Annotated in this window: 17 protein-coding genes; 15 read left to right on the top strand and 2 right to left on the bottom strand. The window is 63.8% G+C overall.

Annotated elements, in window-relative coordinates:
- The first annotated feature begins 2 nt into the window (after window positions 1-2).
- Together mraY and murD are read left to right on the top strand one after the other, a co-directional pair.
- Entirely contained in the window at window positions 3-1,085 is a 1,083-nt protein-coding gene (mraY, locus tag FIU81_RS11140) for a phospho-N-acetylmuramoyl-pentapeptide-transferase (RefSeq protein ID WP_124112102.1), read from the top strand.
- Between the two features lie 52 nt (window positions 1,086-1,137).
- Window positions 1,138-2,523, top strand: a complete 1,386-nt coding sequence (gene murD, locus FIU81_RS11135) for a UDP-N-acetylmuramoyl-L-alanine--D-glutamate ligase (protein ID WP_124112101.1) — start codon at window positions 1,138-1,140, stop codon at window positions 2,521-2,523.
- Here the strand turns inward: murD and FIU81_RS11130 are convergent.
- On the bottom strand, window positions 2,507-3,688 hold the full coding sequence (locus FIU81_RS11130) for an NAD(P)/FAD-dependent oxidoreductase (RefSeq protein ID WP_124112100.1): 1,182 nt from the start codon (window positions 3,686-3,688) through the stop codon (window positions 2,507-2,509). The two genes, murD and FIU81_RS11130, sit on opposite strands and share 17 nt — an antisense overlap.
- Before the next feature lie 128 nt (window positions 3,689-3,816).
- On the opposite strand from FIU81_RS11130, the gene ftsW reads away from it, so the two are divergent.
- The 13 genes from ftsW (at window position 3,817) to recN (ending at window position 17,824) form a co-directional block, all read left to right on the top strand.
- Complete coding sequence (gene ftsW / locus FIU81_RS11125; protein WP_124112099.1) at window positions 3,817-4,977, top strand: putative lipid II flippase FtsW; 1,161 nt, start codon at window positions 3,817-3,819, stop codon at window positions 4,975-4,977.
- Window positions 4,978-5,072: 95 nt separating this feature from the next.
- Window positions 5,073-6,191 (top strand): UDP-N-acetylglucosamine--N-acetylmuramyl-(pentapeptide) pyrophosphoryl-undecaprenol N-acetylglucosamine transferase, encoded by a 1,119-nt coding sequence (locus FIU81_RS11120; protein WP_124112098.1) that lies wholly within the window; start codon window positions 5,073-5,075, stop codon window positions 6,189-6,191.
- A gap of 26 nt (window positions 6,192-6,217) precedes the next feature.
- Window positions 6,218-7,618: a UDP-N-acetylmuramate--L-alanine ligase gene (murC, locus tag FIU81_RS11115; RefSeq protein ID WP_124112168.1), complete on the top strand. Its 1,401-nt coding sequence runs from the start codon at window positions 6,218-6,220 to the stop codon at window positions 7,616-7,618.
- The gene (locus FIU81_RS11110; protein WP_124112097.1) at window positions 7,615-7,863 is read left to right on the top strand and encodes a DUF2484 family protein; all 249 of its coding nucleotides are present in this window, start codon (window positions 7,615-7,617) and stop codon (window positions 7,861-7,863) included. Before murC ends, FIU81_RS11110 begins: the two co-directional genes overlap by 4 nt.
- 4 nt (window positions 7,864-7,867) lie before the next feature.
- Complete coding sequence (locus tag FIU81_RS11105; protein WP_124112096.1) at window positions 7,868-8,116, top strand: DUF2484 family protein; 249 nt, start codon at window positions 7,868-7,870, stop codon at window positions 8,114-8,116.
- Complete coding sequence (gene murB / locus FIU81_RS11100) at window positions 8,113-9,039, top strand: UDP-N-acetylmuramate dehydrogenase (protein ID WP_124112095.1); 927 nt, start codon at window positions 8,113-8,115, stop codon at window positions 9,037-9,039. The genes FIU81_RS11105 and murB overlap by 4 nt, the downstream gene beginning before the upstream one ends.
- A 115-nt stretch (window positions 9,040-9,154) precedes the next feature.
- Window positions 9,155-10,033, top strand: a complete 879-nt coding sequence (locus FIU81_RS11095) for a D-alanine--D-alanine ligase (RefSeq protein ID WP_254695901.1) — start codon at window positions 9,155-9,157, stop codon at window positions 10,031-10,033.
- Window positions 10,021-10,914, top strand: coding sequence for a cell division protein FtsQ/DivIB (locus FIU81_RS11090; protein WP_254695900.1), 894 nt, complete (start codon window positions 10,021-10,023; stop codon window positions 10,912-10,914). The genes FIU81_RS11095 and FIU81_RS11090 overlap by 13 nt, the downstream gene beginning before the upstream one ends.
- Window positions 10,914-12,245 (top strand): cell division protein FtsA, encoded by a 1,332-nt coding sequence (ftsA, locus tag FIU81_RS11085; RefSeq protein WP_124112094.1) that lies wholly within the window; start codon window positions 10,914-10,916, stop codon window positions 12,243-12,245. The genes FIU81_RS11090 and ftsA overlap by 1 nt, the downstream gene beginning before the upstream one ends.
- A 173-nt stretch (window positions 12,246-12,418) precedes the next feature.
- On the top strand, window positions 12,419-14,029 hold the full coding sequence (gene ftsZ, locus FIU81_RS11080; RefSeq protein ID WP_124112093.1) for a cell division protein FtsZ: 1,611 nt from the start codon (window positions 12,419-12,421) through the stop codon (window positions 14,027-14,029).
- 225 nt (window positions 14,030-14,254) lie between these two features.
- Complete coding sequence (gene lpxC / locus FIU81_RS11075) at window positions 14,255-15,178, top strand: UDP-3-O-acyl-N-acetylglucosamine deacetylase (RefSeq protein WP_124112092.1); 924 nt, start codon at window positions 14,255-14,257, stop codon at window positions 15,176-15,178.
- A gap of 117 nt (window positions 15,179-15,295) precedes the next feature.
- Window positions 15,296-16,099, top strand: coding sequence for an outer membrane protein assembly factor BamD (locus tag FIU81_RS11070; RefSeq protein ID WP_254696058.1), 804 nt, complete (start codon window positions 15,296-15,298; stop codon window positions 16,097-16,099).
- A 78-nt stretch (window positions 16,100-16,177) separates the two neighbouring features.
- Complete coding sequence (gene recN, locus FIU81_RS11065; protein WP_124112090.1) at window positions 16,178-17,824, top strand: DNA repair protein RecN; 1,647 nt, start codon at window positions 16,178-16,180, stop codon at window positions 17,822-17,824.
- 46 nt (window positions 17,825-17,870) lie between these two features.
- Here the strand turns inward: recN and FIU81_RS11060 are convergent, their stop codons facing one another.
- On the bottom strand, window positions 17,871-18,311 hold the full coding sequence (locus tag FIU81_RS11060; RefSeq protein WP_124112089.1) for an SgcJ/EcaC family oxidoreductase: 441 nt from the start codon (window positions 18,309-18,311) through the stop codon (window positions 17,871-17,873).
- Between the last annotated feature and the right edge of the window lie 33 nt (window positions 18,312-18,344).

Here is an 18,344-nt window from a genome sequence, read left to right as displayed (position 1 = left end):
AGATGCTTTACTGGCTGACCGCGTTCTCGGACGACGGGGGGTTCTTCAACCTCTTTCAATATATCACATTCCGCGCCGGAGCCGCGTTCTTCACCGCTTTGATCTTCGGTTTTGTCTTCGGACGCCCGCTGATCAACCTTCTGCGGCGCCGCCAGAGCCACGGCCAACCGATCCGCGCTGACGGCCCTGAAGGCCATCTGGCCAAGGCCGGAACGCCCACGATGGGAGGTGTGTTGATCCTGGGCGCGTTGCTTTTTTCGACACTGTTATGGGGGCGGCTCGACAATCCCTACGTCTGGATGCTGCTGTTCGTGACGGGCGGTTTCGGAGCCATCGGCTTCATGGACGATTACGCCAAGGTGACGAAAAACACGCATGCGGGCCTGTCGGGCAAGGTGCGATTGGCGATCGGGTTCACCATCGCGCTGATCGCGGGCGTCTGGGCGGCGTGGTTCCACCCGCCGGAATTGACGAACCAGCTGGCGTTCCCAATCTTCAAGGATGTTTTGCTGAACCTCGGGTTCCTGTTCGTACCCTTCGCGATGATCGTGATCGTAGGAGCGGCCAACGCGGTGAACCTGACGGACGGGCTGGACGGCTTGGCGATCATGCCGGTGATGATCGCCGGCGCAACGCTGGGCATCATTGCCTACACGGTCGGGCGGACCGACTTCACCGAGTATCTGGACGTGCATTACGTTCCCGGCACCGGCGAAATCCTCATCTTCACCTCGGCTCTGATCGGCGGCGGATTGGGCTTCTTGTGGTACAACGCACCTCCGGCCGCAGTCTTCATGGGGGACACGGGGTCGCTTGCCTTGGGTGGTGCGCTGGGCGCCATCGCGGTCGCGATCAAGCACGAATTGGTGCTGGCCATTGTGGGCGGACTTTTCGTGGTCGAAGCGATGTCGGTCATCATTCAGGTGTTTTACTTCAAACGCACCGGTAAACGCGTGTTTCTGATGGCGCCGATTCACCACCACTTCGAAAAACGCGGCTGGGCCGAGCCTCAGATCGTCATCCGGTTCTGGATCATCTCGCTTATTCTGGCGCTGATCGGGCTGGCCACGCTGAAGCTGCGATAGTGCCAGTGGTCGTTGTCGACGGGTATTTGAAAAAGCAAAGAGAGGCAGGGGCATGATCCCGGTGGTCGGCGTCGAAGATCGCGAAGTCGCGGTGCTGGGGCTGGGACGCTCTGGCCTGTCTGCGGCGCGCGCGATCCGGGCGGGGGGTGGCGTGCCGATCTGCTGGGACGACGGGGACGAGGGCCGCGCCCGCGCCGAGTCCGAGGGTTTCGAGCTACGCGATCTGACGCGTGGCGGGGCCTTTGAGGGCGTAGCCGAACTGGTCGTGTCGCCCGGCATACCGCATCTTTATCCCAAGCCACACCCGGTGATCGCGGGGGCTATGGCAGCGGGCATTCCGGTGGACAACGATATCGGGCTGTTCTTCCGCTCGGTCGGGGACGGGGCTGACGGCCTGCCGAAGGTCATCGCGGTGACGGGGTCGAACGGGAAATCCACTACTTCGGCGCTGATCGCGCATATCCTGTCCGAGGGCGGGCGCTCGGTGCAGCTTGCCGGCAATATCGGGCGGGGTGTTTTGGACCTCGATCCGCCTGGCGATGGGGATGTAGTGGTGCTGGAGTTGTCGTCCTACCAGACGGAACTGGCACGCGCGCTGACGCCGGATGTGGCTGTTTTCACGAACCTTTCCCCCGATCATCTGGATCGGCACGGTGGCATGGGCGGCTACTTCGCGGCCAAACGGCGGCTGTTTTCCGAAGGGGGGCCGGATCGTGCTGTCATCGGCGTGGATGAGGATGAGGGGCGGTTCCTGGCCAACCAGATGGCTGAGGGTTTGGGCGACGATCGGCTGATCCGTATCAGCGTCGAGCGTAAGCTGCCGGGTCCGGGCTGGACGGTCGTGGCGCGCAAGGGGTTCTTGGCCGAATGGCGCAAGGCACGGCAGGTGGGTTCGATAGATTTGCGCGACATCAAGGGGTTGCCAGGTAGTCACAACCACCAGAACGCATGCTGCGCCTATGCGGCGTGTCGCGCTCTGGGGCTGTCGCCCAAGGGCATCGAAGCCGCGATGCACTCTTTTGCCGGACTGCCCCATCGCTCGCAATTGGTGGCAGAGCGTGGTGGTGTTCGCTTCGTGAACGACAGCAAGGCGACGAACGTGGATGCAGCCGGAAAAGCCCTACAAGCGTTCGATAAGATCCGCTGGATCGCCGGTGGGTTGGGTAAAGAAGGTGGCGTTGCGGCGCTGGAGCCGTATCTGGTGTCAGTCGTGAAAGCCTACCTGATCGGCCACTCGGCCCGCGATTTCGCGGTGCAACTGACCGGCGTCGCCTCCGAAGTCTGCGACACGATGGAGGTGGCGGTGGCACGGGCGGCGGCAGAGGCTGAGCCGGGAGAGGTGGTACTACTGGCCCCCGCTGCCGCTTCCTTCGATCAGTATCCGAACTTCGAAAAACGCGGCGAGGACTTCACGCGCCTCGTCAATGCCTTGCGCTGATCTCTTGACCTGCGGCCCAGCCTGACGACCATGCCCACTGGAAATTGTACCCGCCCAGCCAGCCGGTAACGTCCACCGCTTCTCCGATTGCGAAAAGGCCCGGTTGGTGACGGCTTTCCATCGTCTTGGACGATAGACCAGCGGTGTCGATGCCACCCAGCGTGACCTCTGCCGTGCGGTAGCCTTCGGTGCCCGAAGGGGTGACCTTCCAGCGGCGGAACCGGTCTGAAATCTCTTCAATTTGGCTGTCGGACAATTGTCGGACCTTTGTCTGACTCCCGCCGGACATCATTTGCGCGACGAGCCTTTGGGGCAGGTGGCGTGACAGGATCGTTGCGGGATCACGACGGGGTTCGTCTTCGCGTGCTACCCTCAATGCAGCGGCCAGTTTATCTTCGGGATCGAGGTTCAACGTAATCGACTGCCCCTCGGACCAGTAGGAACTGATCTGCAAGACGGCGGGGCCGGACAGGCCGCGGTGGGTGAACAGAAGGGCCTCGTCGAAGGCTGCCGTCTCACATATGACACGCGCGGGGGCGGCGACGCCCGCCAAAGCTTTCAACGGATCCAAAGGCGCGCCGGAGAATGTGAAGGGAACGAGGCCCGCGCGCGTGTCGATCAATCCATGACCGAACTGGCTGGCGATACGGTAGGCAAGACCCGTCGCGCCCATCTTCGGGATCGACAGACCACCGGTGGCGAGGACGAGGATTTGCGCAGACACGGTCGTATTGCGTCCCTCTCGCGTCAGCACCACGCGGAACCGGGTGCCGTCGTGGGACACTTCGCCAACCTCGGTGCGCAACCAAAGCTGGGCGGGGGCCATTTCTGCAAGCAGCATGTCCACGATTTGGGTCGCCTTGCCGTCGCAGAACAGCTGGCCCAGCGTCTTCTCATGCCATGCGATCCCGTGACGCTCGACCAGGTCCAGAAAGTCCCATTGTGTATAACGCGACAGAGTGGATTTCGCGAAATGCGGGTTTTCCGACAGGAAACGCTCCGGCTGAATGCCCAAATTCGTGAAATTGCACCGTCCGCCGCCCGAAATGCGGATCTTCTCTCCGGGGCTTTTCGCATGGTCGATGACCAAGGTGTCGGCGCCCGCGTGCGCGGCGCACATCAGGCCTGCGGCACCGGCGCCAAGGATCAGGGTGTTCACATTCATGCCGCACACGTGGCGCGAAGGTCGCAGCGGCGCAAGAGCGGTCAAGTGGGGGTAGCGCGGGGCAAGGTGCCGCAATAGGCTGTGCGACAGATCCGGAAAACGGGCGAGCAGGCGAGAGGCAGACAGGCATGACCGAGATGGTCTACGGCACCGTTCCGGTGCAATCGGGTGAGCCGATCCTTCCCAAATGGTGGCGCACGATCGATAAATGGTCGTTGTCCTGCGTCTTCGTTCTATTCGGCGTTGGCCTTCTGCTGGGCCTTGCAGCGTCCCCGCCCTTGGCCGCGCGGAACGGATTCGAGCCGTTCCACTACGTGACAAAGCAGGCGATTTTTGGTGGCGCCGCCCTTTTGGCGATGGTTATGACGACGATGATGTCGCCGAAACTGGTGCGGCGATTGGCTGTCGTCGGCTTCGCGGTGTCCTTCGTGGCGCTGGTCGGGTTGCCCTTCGCGGGCACCGATTTCGGCAAGGGCGCGGTGCGCTGGTATTCACTGGGCTTCGCCGCGATTCAGCCGTCCGAGTTCCTGAAGCCGGGTTTCGTCGTGGTCGCGGCATGGATGATCGGCGCCAGCCAGGAATTGAATGGCCCACCGGGCAGATCCATGAGCCTTGCGATATGTTTGGTCATCGTGGGTTTTCTCGCGCTGCAGCCTGACTTCGGTCAGGCATCGCTGGTGCTGTTCTCATGGGGCGTGATGTACTTCGTCGCCGGCGCGCCGTTCGTGTTGCTGGCGGGTCTGGCGGGCGGCGTGGTTGCGGCGGGAACGTTGGCCTATTCGTCATCCGAACACTTTGCGCGGCGGATTGACGGGTTCCTGACGCCGGATCTCGATCCGCGCACGCAGCTTGGTTATGCGGCGAACGCGATCCAGGAAGGCGGCTTGTTCGGCGTCGGCGTGGGCGAGGGGCAGGTGAAATGGTCCTTGCCTGACGCGCATACCGATTTCATCATCGCCGTCGCGGCAGAGGAATACGGTCTTTTGCTGGTCCTCTTCGTCATCGGGCTGTACGCGACCATCGTGGCGCGGTCGCTGACGCGGATGATGCGAGAGCGCGATCCGTTCATCCGCTTGGCCGGAACGGGTCTGGCCTGCACCTTCGGCGTGCAGGCGATGATCAACATGGGCGTGGCGGTGCGCTTGCTGCCCGCGAAGGGCATGACGTTGCCGTTTGTCAGCTACGGTGGCTCTTCGATCATTGCCATGGGGATTTCCGTCGGCATGCTGCTGGCGTTCACGCGGATCAGGCCACAGGGTGAGATCGGTGATATTCTCGGGCGGCGTTGATCGGCGGAATTGTGCGAATTGGTAAAGTTTGGGTGGCTTCATTTGGCTGAAATCGGCAAAAAAGCGCGAATTCTGCAAGCCGTTAGGGGCCCCGCATGAACCCTCCACTTTGCCTGATCGCCGCCGGCGGAACCGGCGGGCACATGTTCCCAGCCCAATCGCTGGCCGAAGAACTGCTGTCGCGCGGATGGCGGGTGAAACTGTCCACCGATGCGCGCGGTGCGCGGTACGCAGGCGGGTTCCCGGACGAAGTACAGATCGAGGAGGTCGGCAGCGCCACTTTCGCGCGCGGCGGTCTGATTGCGAAGGCGGGTGTGCCGTTTCGCGTTATGGGTGGCGTGGCGCAGGCGATCATGGCCATGCGGCGTGACCGTCCGGCGGTGGTTGCCGGCTTCGGCGGTTATCCTTCGATCCCGGCGTTGGCGGCCGGTGGTGTCCTGAAGCTGCCGCGTCTGATCCATGAGCAGAACGGCGTGTTGGGGCGCGTGAACCATCGGTTTGCAAAGCGCGTGAATGCTGTGGCCTGCGGAACATGGCCCACCGATCTGCCCGAAGGCGTCGAGGGATTGTTTTCCGGTAACCCGGTGCGCGGCGCGGTAAAGGCGCGCGCGGGTGCCGCCTATATCCCGCCGGGTGATTACCCCATGTCGCTGCTGGTTATCGGGGGCAGCCAAGGCGCACGTATCCTGTCGGATGTGGTGCCTCAGGCTATCGCGCGATTGCCGGAAGATGTGCAACGTAATCTGCGCATCGCGCATCAGGCGCGAGGCGAGGATGAAGAGCGTGTCGCGACGTTTTACGCAGAGCACGGCCTGTCCGCTGATGTGCAGCCATTCTTCGATGATGTGCCGTCGCGCATGGCCGAGGCACAGCTGGTTATCAGCCGGGCGGGGGCGTCTTCTATCGCGGATATATCCTGCATCGGGCGGCCTTCGATCCTGATCCCCTATGCGGCGGCAACGGCCGATCACCAGACGGCAAACGCGCGCGGTCTGTCAGAGGCGGAAGCCGCCGTGGTGATCCCCGAGGCAAAGCTGACGCCCGATGCTCTTGCGGCGAATATCGAGGCGATCCTGACCCAGCCGGATGCGGCCAATCACATGGCACGACAGGCGCTGTCCTTGGGCCGTCCCGAGGCGGCGCAGGACCTTGCGGACTTGGTCGAACACTTCGGAAGACTGGACAAACGGATGCTGGAAAGAGAGACGCCGTGAAGGACGAAAAGAGGGATTACACCGCCATGACGCCCGCACGGCCCACGAAACTGCCCACCCAGATGGGCGCTATCCATTTCGTCGGTATCGGCGGGATCGGCATGTCCGGCATCGCAGAGGTGCTTCTGAACCATGGGTATATGGTGCAGGGGTCCGATCTGAAGGGGTCGAAGATCACAGACCGGCTGGAGAGCCTTGGCGCGAAGATCTTCATCGGCCAAAGCGCCGAGAACCTGCAGGATGCAGAGGTCGTCGTGATCTCTTCCGCGATCAAGCCGGGTAATCCCGAGCTGGACGCGGCGCGGCTACAGGGTCTGCCGGTGGTGCGCCGGGCAGAGATGCTGGCCGAGTTGATGCGCCTGAAGTCGAATATCGCGGTGGCGGGCACGCACGGCAAGACGACGACGACCACGATGGTTGCCGCCCTTCTGGATGGCGGCGGTGTCGATCCGACGGTTATCAACGGCGGGATCATCCACGCATACGGCTCTAACGCGCGAATGGGTAAGGGCGAATGGATGGTGGTCGAGGCGGACGAGAGCGACGGCTCTTTCAACCGCCTGCCCGCGACCATCGCCATCGTGACGAATATCGACCCCGAGCACATGGAACATTGGGGCGACTTCAATGCGCTGCGTCAGGGTTTCCATGACTTCGTGTCGAACATCCCGTTCTACGGTCTGGCCGTGTGCTGCACGGACCATCAGGAAGTGCAGGCGCTGGTAGGACGGATCACCGACCGGCGCGTAGTCACGTTCGGCTTCAACGCTCAGGCGGACGTGCGCGCGGTGAATCTTCGATATGTGCAAGGCGTGGCCCATTTCGACATCGAATTGCAGGCCGAAAGCACGAAAATTGAAAATTGCACTTTGCCAATGCCGGGAGATCACAACGTCTCCAACGCGCTGTCGGCCGTGGCTGTAGCACGTCATCTGGGCATGTCGCGCGAAGAGATCCGGACGGCGCTTGCGGCTTTTGGTGGCGTTAACCGGCGCTTCACTCTTGTCGGCGAAGTTGGTGGCGTGAAGATCATCGACGACTATGGCCACCACCCGGTGGAAATCTCCGCCGTGCTGAAAGCCGCGCGGCAGGCCTGCGAAGGCCGCGTGATCGCGGTGCATCAGCCGCACAGGTTCTCGCGCTTGCACAGCCTGTTCGACGATTTCTGCGCCTGCTTCAACGAAGCGGACGTCGTAGGCATTGCGGATGTCTACGCTGCCGGAGAAGACCCGATCCCCGGTGCTGGCCGTGACGACCTGGTTGCCGGGTTGATCCGCCATGGTCACCGCCACGCGCGCGCACTGCACGACGAAGACGATCTGGTGCGTCTGGTGCGTGAACAGGCGGGGCCGGGGGATATGGTCGTTTGCCTCGGCGCGGGCACGATCAGCGCCTGGGCCAACAATCTGCCCGAGCGGCTGGGATGAGCTGGCCGCTGATCTGTGCCTGCCTTTGGGCGCTGGCGGCGACCGCGGTGGCGATGCTGCCGATGCGCGCGCAATATGCGCCGGGTCTGGCCCTGTTGATCGCGGCACCGCTGCTGTTGGTGTGGATCGGGTCGGTCCACGGCTGGATCGCCGTCGGCCTTTGCACGGTCGCGCTGGTGTCCATGTTCCGCAACCCGCTGCGCCATATGGCGCGTTGGGCGATGCGCCGGGCAGCAGGCGAGTAGGGCGATGGCGGTCATTCTGGGGTGCATCTGGGTGCTGGTGGCCAATGGCGTGGCAATGTTGCCGTCGCGCGATCATCATTGGACGGCGGCCTATGTATTGATCGGCATCGGTGTCCCGCTGTTGGTGTGGATCGTCGCGTCGGCGGGTTTCTGGACGGGGCTGATCTTCTTCGCCGCAGGCGTGTCGATCCTGCGATGGCCTTTCGTTTACTTGGCGCGCTGGTTCGGGCGGCTGACGGGGGCGCGGCAATGAGCTTGCCTGCCGTGCGCGGCGTGCTGACGCCCGATCGTCCCTTGGCCGATTTGACGTGGTTACGGGTGGGTGGTCCGGCGGAGGTGCTGTTTCAGCCCGTCGACATGGATGATCTGAGCGCGTTTTTGGCGGCGCTTGACCCCGCGACGCCCGTGTTTCCCATGGGCGTTGGCTCGAATCTGATCGTACGTGACGGTGGGATCGACGGCGTGGTGATCCGGCTCGGGCGCGGCTTCAACGCGATCTCTATCCAAGGCGACCGGGTCACGGCAGGCGCGGCGGCGCTGGATGCGCATGTGGCACGAAAGGCAGCTCAAGCAGGGCGCGATCTGACGTTCCTGCGCACGATCCCTGGCGCTATCGGCGGCGCGGTTCGCATGAATGCGGGGTGTTATGGCTCCTATGTTGCCGATCACCTGATCGAAGTGCAGGCGGTGACGCGCGGCGGAGAGGTCGTGACGATCTCGGCAGCGGACCTGAACCTGGCCTATCGGTCCAGTGAATTGCCCGACGGTTGGGTTCTGACCCAGGCGGTTTTCGCTGCAGAGGTGGGCGAGCCCGATGAACTGGAAGCGCGGATGACCCAGCAAATCGCCGCGCGCGATGCCAGTCAGCCGACGAAAGAGCGCAGCGCGGGCAGCACGTTCCGCAATCCGGCGGGGCATTCGTCCACCGGGAAGGCCGACGATACGCATGAATTGAAGGCCTGGAAGGTGATCGAAGACGCAGGATTGCGCGGCTACCGGCTGGGCGGCGCGCAGATGTCAGAGAAGCATCCGAACTTCCTGCTGAATGCTGATGGCGCGACCGCTGATGATTTAGAGTCACTTGGCGAGCTTGTCCGAGAAAAAGTCTTCCAAGACAGCGGGATTCGGCTAGAATGGGAAATACGGCGTGTGGGAAACCGCGCGCCCGACGCATGATGGCGGGAAACGTCGCGTAGCGTCAATCAAAACGACGGCCCGTACAACAAGGGCTGCGCAGGCAAATTGAGTGGTGGGTATGTCGAGCAGGGCAGACCCCAAAGTGGTTGTTTTGATGGGTGGCCCCTCGGCCGAACGCGAGGTGTCTCTGTCGTCGGGGCGTGAATGCGCCGCAGCACTTCGGGGCGAAGGATTCCGAGTCGAGGAACTGGACGCTGGTGCGGACCTGCCCGCGCGGCTGGCCGATCTGAACCCGGACGTCGTTTTCAATGCATTGCATGGCCGGTGGGGCGAGGACGGTTGCGTTCAAGGCCTGCTGGAATGGATGCGCATTCCCTACACCCATTCGGGCGTTCTGGCTTCTGCCGTGGCGATGGACAAGGAGCGGTCGAAGGCCGCGTATGTCGAAGCGGGGTTGCCGGTGGTGCCATCGCTTCTGGCCAGCGCGGATGCCGTGCGCGCGGCCCATGTGATGGACCCGCCGTACGTGGTTAAGCCCTACAACGAAGGCTCCAGCGTCGGCGTCTATCTGGTGCCCGAGGGCGCGAACGGCCCGCCGCAAATGTCCGATGACATGCCCGAAACGGTAATGGTCGAACGCTTCGCGCCGGGGCGTGAACTGACCACGCTGGTGATGGGCGACCGGGCGATGGGCGTGACGGATATCCTGACGGACGGCTTCTACGACTACGACGCCAAGTACAAACCGGGCGGGTCGCGGCATGTGGTGCCCGCCGAAGTGCCGCAGATCATCGCGGACGCCTGCCTCGACTATGCCCTGCGCGCCCACGTGGCCCTTGGCTGCCGGGGCATCAGCCGCACGGATTATCGCTGGGATGAAGCGCGCGGCCTTGATGGGCTGGTGTTGTTGGAGACGAATACGCAACCGGGGATGACGCCGACCTCGCTTGCGCCCGAACAGGCCGCCCATGCGGGGGTGCCCTTCGGCGCGCTCTGCCGTTGGATCGTAGAGGATGCTTCATGCGACAGATGATTGCCCGCGCTACGCGAAAGAAGTCCGATAAGCCCGATCCTGCGCCATCACGGCTGGCCTACCGATTGCAACGTCTGGCCCTGACCCCAAGTGTCCGGCGCGGATTTACCTTCGGCGTGCCGCTGTTCGCGGTGGGGTTGATCGTGACGCTGTCCCTTGCCGATCAGGACCGGCGCGACGCGGTTACCAACTGGGTCGCAGATATCAAAAGCCAGGTGCAGACGCGCGAGGAGTTCATGGTCAAGATGCTGGCCGTCGACGGCGCGTCGGACACCGTGACCGAGGATGTGCGCGAGGTTCTGGCGCTGGATTTCCCGATCTCTTCCTTCGATCTGGACCTTGTCGAGATGCAGAACCGGGTGCAGGCGCTGGACGCCATCAAGACCGTGTCGCTGCGGATCAAGCCCGGTGGCGTGCTGGCGATGCAGATCGAGCAGCGCAAGCCGGCGTTTGTGTGGCGGACGGCACGCGGGCTGGACCTGATCGACGGGGACGGACATCTGGTCATGCCGGTGGAGACCCGCAGCGCGCGCTCTGACCTGCCGCTTCTGACGGGTCTGGGTGCGGATGCCGCCGCGAAAGAGGCGGCTGCGTTGGTGCGCACGGCAGCCCCGATCGTGACGCGTTTGCGTGGGCTTGTGCGGATCGGTGAGAGGCGGTGGGACGTGGTGCTGTCGGACGGGCAGAAGATCAAGCTGCCGGAAGCGAACCCGGTGGCGGCGCTGGAGCAGGTTTTGGCCGTTGATGCGGCTCAGGATCTGTTTGCCCGCGACGTGATGCAGGTCGACATGCGCGACCCGCGTCGTCCAACGGTGCGCTTGCGGCCCGACGCGGCGCAGACATTGCGACAAGTGAAATTCACGGAACTGGGGAATAATTGATGTTCGACTTGTATCAATCCCAGCGGGCCATGCGGTCCATGCGGCAAACCGCGATGCAACGCGGCGTGGTGGCGATTCTGGACGTGGGATCATCCAAGATCGCATGCCTGATCCTGCGGTTCGACGATGCGCCGACGCCGGTGGAAGGCATCGGATCGATGGCCGGGCAATCCGCGTTCCGCATCATCGGCGCGGCGACCACGCGCTCGCGCGGGGTGCGCTTCGGCGAGGTCGAGGCGATGCACGAGACCGAGCGGGCGATCCGCACCGCCGTGCAGGCCGCACAGAAGATGGCGCAGGTCCGCGTGGATCACGTGATCGCTTCTGTTTCGGGGGGCGAGCCGCGCAGCTACGGGCTGGCAGGCAGCATCGAATTGGGCGGTGAGCAGGTGACAGAGCAGGACGTGGCCCGCGTGCTCGCGGCCTGCGACGTGCCGGACTTCGGGGAAGGACGCGAAGTGCTGCACGCGCAGCCCGTGAACTTCGCGCTGGATCACCGGTCGGGCATGAATGACCCACGGGGCCAGATCGGTGACGTGCTGGCCTGCGATATGCACATGCTGACCATCGACCAGCGTGTGGTGGCCAACCTGATCCACTGCGTGAAGCGCTGCGATCTGGAATTGGCGGGGCTCGCGTCGGGCGCCTATGTGTCCGGCATCGCCAGCTTGATCGAGAATGAGCAGGAGCTGGGTGCCGCTTGCATCGACCTTGGCGGCGGGGCGACCGGACTGTCGTTGTTCTGGCGCAAGCATCTGATCTTTGCCGATGCCGTGGGCATGGGCGGCGATCACGTGACGGCGGATATCTCCAAGGGATTGCAGGTGTCGCTGGCAACGGCGGAACGGTTGAAGACCTTGCACGGCGGTGTGGTTGCGACGTCGATGGACGACCGCGATCTGATCGAAATCGGTGGCGATCAGACGGGCGATTGGGACTACGACCGACGCTCTGTCAGCCGGGCTGAACTGATCGGCATCATGCGTCCGCGCGTCGAGGAAATCCTGGAAGAGGTGCGCGCACGGCTGGATGTGGCGGGCTTTGACAGCCTGCCCAGCCAGCACATCGTGCTGACCGGTGGCGGCAGTCAGATACCGGGGCTGGACATCATCGCGCCGCGTATCCTTGGCCAACAAGTGCGCATCGGTCGCCCGTTGCGGGTCGCCGGTCTGCCCGAAAAGGCAACGGGTGCCGCTTTTGCGGGTGCGGTCGGTCTGTGCCTGTTCGCGGCGAACCCGCAGGACGAGTGGTGGGACTTCGAAATGCCGGTCGAAAACGGCTCTGCCCGGTCGCTCAAGCGCGCGGTGCGGTGGTTCAAGGATAACTGGTAGCCGCAGGATATAGCTGATTCGGCAGGATGCCGCTGACAGCTTTGCGAATCGGGCAGCATTTTGTGCCGAATCGGGTCTTTTTTGGGTGACGCGAGAGTCACTGCTCGTTAGAATCCAGTAAATCAGGCGGAAGCCCGCGGCAAAAAGCGGGCACAACACAGGCGGACGCAGCGATGACCCTCAATTTGACCATGACCACGAACGAAGAGCTCAAGCCCCGGATCACCGTGTTCGGCGTGGGCGGAGCGGGCGGCAATGCCGTCAACAACATGATCGAAAAGCAGCTTGCCGGGGTCGAATTCGTCGTTGCGAATACAGACGCACAGGCGCTGGCACAGTCCGCATCCGCCAACCGTGTGCAGATGGGCGTGAAGGTCACCGAAGGTCTGGGTGCTGGTGCACGCGCTGCCGTCGGGGCCGCCGCAGCCGAGGAAAGCATCGAAGAGATCGTCGATCACCTGGCGGGCAGCCACATGTGCTTCATCACAGCCGGTATGGGCGGCGGCACCGGCAGCGGCGCGACCCCGATCATTGCGCAGGCCGCGCGTGAGTTGGGCGTTCTGACCGTCGGCGTCGTGACCAAGCCCTTCCAGTTCGAAGGCAATCGCCGGATGAAGCAGGCCGAAGAGGCCATCGAGACGCTTCAGAAGATGGTCGATACGCTGATCATCATTCCGAACCAGAACCTCTTCCGCTTGGCGAATGAAAAGACCACCTGCACCGACGCCTTCGGTATGGCCGATGACGTTCTGTATCAAGGTGTGAAGGGCGTGACCGACCTGATGGTACGTCCGGGCCTGATCAACCTCGACTTCGCGGACGTGCGCGCCGTGATGGACGAGATGGGCAAGGCCATGATGGGCACCGGAGAAGCCGAGGGCGAAGATCGCGCCATGCAGGCCGCCGAAAAGGCCATCGCCAACCCGCTTCTGGACGAAGTGTCGCTGAACGGTGCCAAGGGCGTTCTGATCAACGTGACCGGCGGCGAAGACCTGACGCTGTACGAGCTGGACGAAGCCGCCAACGTCATCCGCGACAAGGTTGACCCGGACGCCAACATCATCGTCGGTTCCACGCTGGACCCGGATATGAACGGAAAGATGCGCGTTTCCGTGGTTGCCACCGGCATCGACGCTTCTGTCGAGCTGCGCGATGAGCCGAAGCCTCGCCGTCGCTTGGCAGAGCCGGTCGCCCGTCCCGTCGCCGAAGAGATCGCGCCCAAGCCCGAGATGTCGCTGTTCGAGGAAGAAGCGCCTGCGCCGCAGCAGCCCGCCGCTGCTCGTGTCGCGACCACCGCTCGGCAGCAGCCGGAAGTTGAAGATGACGGTATGGGCGAAGACGACTTCTTCGGTGATTGGGAGCGTGCGCGCCAACAGCGCGAAGCCGCGCCAGCACCGCGTCCGGCCGCTCCGGCGCCGCAACCCGCTGCGTCCACGCCCGGTCAGCCAAGTGCCGAAACAATGGCCCGCTTGCAGCGCGCCGCCGGGAAGGGACCAGAGACCGCGCCGCGCCCCGTCGCACAGGCTCCACGTCCGGTCGCGCAAGCGCCATCCCGCGCGCCTGCTGCGGAAGAGGATCGCGCTCGCTTCGGGATCAACTCGCTGATTAACCGGATGACCGGTCACGAGCAGCAGCCGCAGCACGGTGCGCCCGAGCCGCGTCAGTCCGCAGCCCCCGCACGCCGCCCCGTGCCGCCCGCGCCGCGCTATGAGCCGGAAGAGGCGGACGGCAGCGATCAGGATCGCATCGAAATCCCCGCTTTCCTGCGTCGTCAGGCCAACTGAGCGGTCACAAACTAACAGTCCGTTAACCAAAAGGGACCGGCCTCGCGCCGGTCCTTTTCCGTTTTATTACAGTGCTTTATAAGAAGCTATCTGGCAGGGGGCGGGGTTCCGCGCACCCGTTTGGGCATGTGTTACACAACCGTTGCAATCGGTGATTTGAGTGGCGGGCCGTGGCTGCCTAGTTGATGATTGCGGAGAAACGCACCCATCCGAGGAGCGACGAACATGCAAAAGACATTGAGCACGGCAGTGGTTTTCAACGGCGTCGGCCTGCATTCGGGAAAGCCCGCGAGTATGCGTCTGTGCCCGGCGCCTGCCGATCATGGCCTGTGGTTTAAACGCTCTGATCTGGATGCGCGCGATGCGATGATCCCAGCCATGTGGCACGCGGTCGAGCAAGGTGAATTGTGCACGCTGATCCGCAACGCCGCTGGTGCCAGCGTGTCAACCATCGAGCATGTGATGGCCGCCGTCGCCGGGTGCGGCATCCACAATCTGCTGATAGAGATCGACGGTCCGGAAGTGCCGATCCTTGATGGATCCGCCGCGCCCTTCGTTGCCGCGATCCTCGAAGCTGGTCTGCAGGACCAGACCCGCCCGATCCGCGCGTTGCGGCTACGTGACGTGGTCGAGGTCCGCAACGGGCCTGCCTACGCTCGATTGGAGCCGGCGGACGGGCTGGAAATAGACTTTTCCATCGATTTCGCCGACGCCGCCATCGGCCACCAGAAAAAGCGTTTGAGCCTCGCCAACGGCACCTTCGTGCATGAACTGTGCGACAGCCGCACCTTCTGCCGTGCGTCCGACGTGGATGCCATGCGCGAACGTGGGCTGGCCTTGGGCGGTACCTATCACAATGCCGTGGTGGTAGATGGGGCCGAAGTTCTGTCGCCGGGTGGTCTGCGCCACGCTGATGAGGCCGTGCGACACAAGATGCTGGACGCGCTGGGTGATCTGGCGCTGGCCGGAATGCCGATCCTTGGCCGCTACACCGGGGTTCGGTCCGGCCACGCGCTGACCAACGCCCTGTTGCGCGCGCTCTTCGCGCGTCCCGCCGCATTCGAAGTGGTCGAGGTTGATGCCCAGATGATGGCGCGTCTGCCCGGTGCTGGACTGCGGACCGAGGACGCCCCTTCGTTGGCGGCATAAGGAAATCCTGCCGATGGCGTTTTGCCTTCCGGACAACTGTGCTAACAGAAGCGCGCAGAGGGTCGTTTGGGGATGGGTAGGATGACTGGCATGGGTCGCGTACTCCTTGTTTTATTGATGGGCACGACGTTGGTCGGCTGTGGTCGGCTTGGTATCGGTGCGTCGCGGGATGTTCCGCTGGAATCGCTGGATGCCGAAGCCATTTACAAGCGCGCCGAGTTGGAGCTTGAAACGGACGATCCTGAAGAGGCCGCAGAGTTCTTTTCCGAGGTTGAGCGCCTGTATCCCTATTCCGAGTGGGGCAAGCGCGCGCTGGTGATGCAGGCCTTGGCCTACCACCGCGATGGCGACTACGAGAGCGCGCGGGGCGCCTCCCAGCGTTATCTGCAATTTTATCCCAGCGGTGAGGATGCGGCCTATGCGCAGTATCTTCTGGCGCTCAGCTACTACGATCAAATCGACGACGTGGGCCGTGACCAGGGCCTGACGTTCCAAGCGCTTCAGGCGCTGCGCACGACGATCGAGGAATATCCCGACAGCGAATATGCGCGCTCTGCCGTGTTGAAGTTCGATCTGGCCTTCAACCACCTTGCGGGCAAGGAGATGGAGATCGGGCGCTACTACCTCAAGCGCAAGCACTACACATCATCCATCAACCGCTTCCGTGTCGTGGTCGAAGATTTTCAGACGACGACCCACACGCCCGAGGCGTTGTTGCGTCTGGTCGAGGCGTATCTGTCGCTTGGTCTGGAAGCCGAAGCGCAGACCGCAGGTGCGATCCTTGGCTACAACTACCAGTCCACGGAATGGTATCAGGACGCTTATGCTTTGCTGACCGGGCGGGGGCTGACGCTAGAGGCGTCGGGCGAATCCTGGCTACGCACCGTTTACCGCCAGGTCGTCAAAGGCGAGTGGTTGTAGAGGGCTGGACGCAAGCCAATCCCTTCCCCCTTGTCGCGCACCATGCGATAGCTGCCCGACATCGAAACGGGGCGCGGAATGCTGCTCAGCCTGAACATTCGTGACATGCTGCTGATCGACCGGTTGGACCTTGCCTTCCAGCCCGGTCTGAACGTGCTGACCGGTGAGACCGGTGCGGGCAAATCGATCTTGCTGGATTGCCTTGGCTTCGTGCTGGGCTGGCGTGGCCGGGCCGAGCTTGTGCGGCAGGGCGCAGAGCGTGGCGAAGTGACCGCCGAATTCGATCTAGCCGCCGATCACCCGGTCTGGGCCGTGCTGCAAGAGGCCGGGTTCGAGCCGGAAGGTGAGTTGCTCGTGCGTCGTGTGAACACTCAGGATGGGCGCAAGACCGCATGGATCAACGACCGCCGCGTCAGTGGGGAAGTGCTGCGTCAGGTCTCTGAAACGCTGGTCGAACTGCACGGTCAGCATGATGATCGCGGGCTGCTGGACCCCAAGGGACACCGGGCATTGCTGGACGATTTCGCTGGCAACGACGCGGCACTGGCCGAAACGAAAGCCGCGTGGTCGGCGCGTGCGGCGGCGGCGAAGCAGTTGGCGCAGGCCGAGGCGGCACTTGCTGCGGCGCGGGATGAGGAAGAGTTTCTGCGTCACGCCGTAGCCGAACTCGATACGCTCGACCCGCAAGCGGGCGAGGAAGCGACGCTTGATACCGCGCGGCGGCGGATGCAGGCGGCGGAACGGGTGCGCGCGGATGTCGCCAAGGCGCACACGATGTTGGGCGTCGAAGGGGCAGAGGCGCTGATGGGCGATGCGGCGCGTTGGCTGGACGGCGCGGCGGATGGGCTCGACGGCGCGCTGGACGAGCCGATCGCGGCCTTGACCCGTGCGATGCACGAACTGGCAGAGGCCGAACAGGGTGTCGCGCGCGCTCTGGACGTGCTGGACTTCGATCCATTCGAATTGGAGCGTACCGAAGAGCGGTTGTTCGCGATCCGGGGATTGGCGCGGAAATACGAAGTTCAGCCCGATGACCTGGGGGATCATGCCGATGCGCTGCGCGACCGGCTGACGGCGTTGGATGCGGGCGCAGGCAACATCGCGGACCTGAAGGCATCGCTGGCCGAGGCCGATGCCGTCTACGGGCAGGCGGCCGATGCGCTGCATGATCGCCGGGCCGAGGCGGCAGGGCGATTGGATGCCGCCATGGCCGCCGAATTGGCGCCGTTGAAGATGGAACGCGCCGTCTTCGCCACCGGGATCGCCGACGCACCGCCGGGACCGGAGGGGCGCGATGCGGTCGAATTCACAGTGGCAACGAACCCAGGCGCGCCGGCGGGGCCGCTGGGGCGTATCGCGTCGGGGGGCGAGCTGTCGCGCTTTCTGCTGGCGCTAAAGGTCTGCCTGACCGGCCATGCCTCTGGTCTGACGCTGATCTTCGACGAGATCGACCGCGGCGTGGGCGGGGCGACGGCGGATGCAGTCGGGCGGCGCTTGTCGGCGCTGGCCGAGGGCGCGCAGGTGCTGGTGGTAACGCACTCTCCGCAGGTCGCGGCCAAGGGCGCGCATCACTGGCGGGTGGAAAAGCGGGTCGAGGGTGAGATGACCACGTCCCATGTGGCGCCGCTGGACGAGACCGAGCGCGTGGACGAGATCGCGCGGATGCTTTCGGGGGACCGTGTGACGGACGAGGCGCGGGCGGCGGCACGGTCTTTGTTGGACTAGGCGCGAGAAAGCGGGCCGGGGCAGGTATTTGTAGAACGATGAAGGTCTAGCGGTAGTCTCTGGGGGTGAGTGCGCCACCCTTGGCGGTCATAGTCTCTGCGCCCGGTTGGATGTCTGTATTCTGGGCGGCAACGCAGTGCCAGCCTTCGGGCGTACGGGCCATGACGAACAGCATCATCGTTCGGCGGGTGTCGAGCGCGCTGCCGTCGGTATCCACCTGTCCGGTCAGGGTTAGCCGTGCGTGGACCAGCGCGGTCTCTTCCAGATCGCGTGTCTCTACCCGGCCGACGCGTAGAGTGGTATTCGCGAAGAAGGTCGTCAGCCCGTAGTGATGGGCTTTGCGGATCGCATCGCGGCTGCGCCACCACAGGCCGGTGACGTTCACGAAATCGGCGTCCGGCGCGAAGAGCGCGGCCAAAGCTTCGGCGTCGCGGGCCATCCAGGAGTCACGAAAGGCGGTGGGCATATCTTGCGCGCGGTTCAGCATGGGACGAGCGTGGCAGCACCGCCGCCCTTCGCC

It is taken from the genome of Palleronia sp. THAF1, assembly GCF_009363795.1.
Classification (GTDB): Bacteria; Pseudomonadota; Alphaproteobacteria; order Rhodobacterales; family Rhodobacteraceae; genus Palleronia.
Note: the sequence above shows the minus strand (reverse complement) of the source record. Positions and strands in the feature narration are given on the sequence as shown.

Coding starts and splice junctions, on each gene's coding strand:
- FIU81_RS11070 (WP_254696058.1), top strand. CDS start 15,296: ATGGGCACGACGTTGGTCGGCTGTGGTCGGCTTGGTATCGGTGCGTCG.
- FIU81_RS11105 (WP_124112096.1), top strand. CDS start 7,868: ATGGCGGTCATTCTGGGGTGCATCTGGGTGCTGGTGGCCAATGGCGTG.
- FIU81_RS11120 (WP_124112098.1), top strand. CDS start 5,073: ATGAACCCTCCACTTTGCCTGATCGCCGCCGGCGGAACCGGCGGGCAC.
- mraY (WP_124112102.1), top strand. CDS start 3: ATGCTTTACTGGCTGACCGCGTTCTCGGACGACGGGGGGTTCTTCAAC.
- FIU81_RS11110 (WP_124112097.1), top strand. CDS start 7,615: ATGAGCTGGCCGCTGATCTGTGCCTGCCTTTGGGCGCTGGCGGCGACC.
- FIU81_RS11130 (WP_124112100.1), bottom strand. CDS start 3,688: ATGAATGTGAACACCCTGATCCTTGGCGCCGGTGCCGCAGGCCTGATG.
- recN (WP_124112090.1), top strand. CDS start 16,178: ATGCTGCTCAGCCTGAACATTCGTGACATGCTGCTGATCGACCGGTTG.
- ftsW (WP_124112099.1), top strand. CDS start 3,817: ATGACCGAGATGGTCTACGGCACCGTTCCGGTGCAATCGGGTGAGCCG.
- FIU81_RS11060 (WP_124112089.1), bottom strand. CDS start 18,311: ATGCTGAACCGCGCGCAAGATATGCCCACCGCCTTTCGTGACTCCTGG.
- murD (WP_124112101.1), top strand. CDS start 1,138: ATGATCCCGGTGGTCGGCGTCGAAGATCGCGAAGTCGCGGTGCTGGGG.
- ftsZ (WP_124112093.1), top strand. CDS start 12,419: ATGACCCTCAATTTGACCATGACCACGAACGAAGAGCTCAAGCCCCGG.
- FIU81_RS11090 (WP_254695900.1), top strand. CDS start 10,021: ATGCGACAGATGATTGCCCGCGCTACGCGAAAGAAGTCCGATAAGCCC.
- murB (WP_124112095.1), top strand. CDS start 8,113: ATGAGCTTGCCTGCCGTGCGCGGCGTGCTGACGCCCGATCGTCCCTTG.
- ftsA (WP_124112094.1), top strand. CDS start 10,914: ATGTTCGACTTGTATCAATCCCAGCGGGCCATGCGGTCCATGCGGCAA.
- murC (WP_124112168.1), top strand. CDS start 6,218: ATGACGCCCGCACGGCCCACGAAACTGCCCACCCAGATGGGCGCTATC.
- FIU81_RS11095 (WP_254695901.1), top strand. CDS start 9,155: ATGGGTGGCCCCTCGGCCGAACGCGAGGTGTCTCTGTCGTCGGGGCGT.
- lpxC (WP_124112092.1), top strand. CDS start 14,255: ATGCAAAAGACATTGAGCACGGCAGTGGTTTTCAACGGCGTCGGCCTG.